This window comes from Streptomyces sp. NPDC051664 (assembly GCF_044453545.1).
GTDB lineage: Bacteria > Actinomycetota > Actinomycetes > Streptomycetales > Streptomycetaceae > Streptomyces.
Genome location: NZ_JBITCU010000124.1, coordinates 1 through 1,427 on the forward strand (window position 1 = coordinate 1; position 1,427 = coordinate 1,427).

Sequence of the window (1,427 nt, forward strand, 5' to 3'; positions counted from 1 at the left end):
GGTCGCGTCCGCTGGAGTGGTGTATCGACGGCCACTCGGTGATCTCGTTTTGAGGCTATGCGGTGAGTTCGGTGGGCAGGACGGTCGCGTCGGTTTCTGACTCGATCGGGTGGAGGCGGGCCTTGGTGAGGAGTTCGCGGCCCATGTAGCGGCGGGCCTCGGTCCACTCGTCGTTCTGCTCGGCCAGCACCGCGCCGACCAGCCGGATCACGGCGGTGCGGTCGGGGAAGATACCGACCACGTCGGTGCGGCGGCGGATCTCCTTGTTCAGTCGTTCCTGCGGATTGTTCGACCAGATCTGTCGCCAGATCTCGCGCGGGAAGGCGGTGAAAGCCAACAGGTCGTGTTGGGAGGCGTCCAAGTGGGCTGCCGCCTTGGGGAACTTGGCTTCCAGTGCGTCCAGGACGTGCCGCATCTGGGCCTGGACTGCGTCGGTGTCGGGCTGTTCGAAGACCGTCCGCAGCAGAGTGGCCACCCACGGCTGGGCCGACTTCGGAACCTGGCTCAGCAGATTCCGGGCGTAGTGCGTGCGGCATCGCTGCCACGAGGCGCCGGGCAGGACCGCGCCGATCGCGTTCACCAGGCCGGCGTGAGCGTCGGAGACGACCAGCTGGACACCGGACAGGCCACGGGCGGTCAACGAGCGCAGGAAGGCGAGCCAGCCCGCACCGTCCTCGGCCGTGGCGACGTCGATGCCGAGGATCTCCCGGTGTCCGTCGGCGTTGACGCCGACGGCGATCAGGGCGTGGACGTTGATGATGCGGCCGCCCTCGCGGACCTTCTGCGTGAGCGCGTCGACCCAGACGAACGCATACGGGCCGGCGTCCAGCGGCCGGTTGCGGAACGCGGCGACCTGCTCGTCCAGGTGCTTGGCCATCACACTGACCTGGGACTTCGACAGCTGGGTGACCCCGAGGGACTCGGCGAGTTTCTCGACCCTGCGGGTGCTGACGCCCAGCAGGTAGGCGGTGGCCACCACCGAGATGAGGGCCTGCTCAGCCCGCCGGCGGCGTTCGAGAAGCCAGTGCGGGAAGTAACTGCCCTGGCGCAGCTTGGGGACGGCGAGTTCGACCGTTCCCGCCCGCGTGTCCCACTCGCGCGGGCGATAACCGTTGCGGTGGTTGACGCGTTCGTCGCTGACCTGCCCGTATTCGGCGTTGCAGAGGGCGTCGGCCTCCGCGGACATGAGCGCGTCGGCGAACGTCTTGACCATCGCGCGTAGCAGATCCGGACTCGCCGCGGCGAGGTTTTCTTCCGTGAGGGCGTGCAGGGGCACACTGTCTGGTGCGGTCATCGTGCTGATCTCCTTCGAGCTTCGACACCTCGAAGATCAGCCGGTGGCCGTTCGTCTATGCGGGCACCACACCGATGCCGGAGCAAACCCCCGGATCAGGTCGAACCCGTACACCACTTCCTTGGACGCAACC

At 67.6% G+C, this 1,427-nt stretch carries 1 protein-coding gene; it reads right to left on the minus strand.

Annotation, left to right across the window (positions count from 1 at the left end; translation table 11 throughout):
• Window positions 1-55: 55 nt before the first annotated feature.
• Entirely contained in the window at window positions 56-1,294 is a 1,239-nt protein-coding gene (locus ACIA8E_RS41950; RefSeq protein ID WP_399307375.1) for an IS256 family transposase, read from the minus strand.
• Window positions 1,295-1,427: the final 133 nt, after the last annotated feature.